This window comes from Parashewanella curva, from assembly GCF_003675895.1.
In the GTDB taxonomy this organism is placed as follows: domain Bacteria; phylum Pseudomonadota; class Gammaproteobacteria; order Enterobacterales; family Shewanellaceae; genus Parashewanella; species Parashewanella curva.
Map to the genome: position 1 here is coordinate 1 of NZ_ML014939.1, position 1,321 is coordinate 1,321.

The following is a 1,321-nucleotide window of genomic DNA, read 5'->3' on the forward strand; positions in this document are numbered from 1 at the left end:
CTCATAACCTCTCCCCGCACCAGAATCGTTTAAGCTTGATGATTTTTGGATAATTTAATTACCAGAAAGTGAAGCAAATTTCAGAAGTTGAAATCCATAAATATTAACGATAATTAACTACTTCGGTATAACTAGGTTTTAGCAATTAGACGAAAATGAAATATCGGATTAAAAGCTAAGCTTCAATGGATTAAGCAAGGTAAGAAAAATGCACGCCCAAACACGATTTGGGGCAAAACTTTCCCAGCCTATTGGCTGGCATGAGGTTGGACAATGTCGAAATTTCTATTGATTTGCTTTGTAATAAAAACAGGGGAATTATGAAACAAGATTTACATTGACGCTAACATCACTTAATCGAATCAAATAATGGTGGAGGGGTTGTCCATTCTGACTCTGAACGCGATGTTGATGATGAAATGGATTCTGCATAAATTGTTGAGCTTCTGTTAGAAAGTGAAAAAGACTTTGATGAACTACTTGAGTTTGAGTTTTGTATAAAAAACTTTCTTATTAAAGGGTGCGGTATTGCGTCGTTATTATCTGGGTTTCTACCACCTTTTTCTGACATAACCTTTAGTCTGCGCAGTTTGATCATACTTTTTGATCTTTTAAACAATGGCAAACAACGATTTGAGCTGACAGGATTAACGGAAAATTTTCTATTTTTAAATTGGACAAACCGTTCAATTTCTTTTCTTTTCCAATCTGAAAAATCAACTTGCCCACACTCTTTGGCTGGAGATGAATGTTGATTCGATGTATTAGCTTTCATTAAAAAAGCCGACAGTGCAGTTTTTTCCACATAATGAGCAGGATGGCGAGAAACCAACCTCCATTCAGACATACTACAAGTGCTTTCCCATAGGCTTTGCTTATCTATGGCATCTTTGCATTCTAGAGAAGCGGTGAATGGTGATGGGGAAGATGTATTGCGTGAATAACAAGTTGAAGTAGTTGAAGTAGTTGAAGTAGTTGAAGAGTTAATCATAATAGTTCTAAATAAACTCCGTGTATTCATGTGATTTGCTTAAATTATTTAAATCAAACGATTATCAAAGCTATGTAACTTTGAGGCATTTTCGAGTCAGCCTTTGTTCAGGACTGACTCATCAATGTCGGATAAGCGACACCTGTTACCAGATGCCGATCTCCTAAGAACCGTACGTGCAACTTTCACTGCATACGGCTCAAGCCTCCATTAAGGCATATTACGTTACCCAGCAACTTCACAACGCAGGCATGACAGGTTCAAACCAAGAGTTTCTGCTTTGCTTATTGAGTTTACGCCTTTGAAGGTAATCGGCGTACTCGGGGTTAT

Annotated in this window: 1 protein-coding gene; it reads right to left on the minus strand. The window is 37.5% G+C overall.

The window, feature by feature from the left end:
* Positions 1 to 349: 349 nt before the first annotated feature.
* Positions 350 to 991 (minus strand): hypothetical protein, encoded by a 642-nt coding sequence (locus tag D5018_RS21315; RefSeq protein ID WP_121840974.1) that lies wholly within the window; start codon positions 989 to 991, stop codon positions 350 to 352.
* Positions 992 to 1,321: the final 330 nt, after the last annotated feature.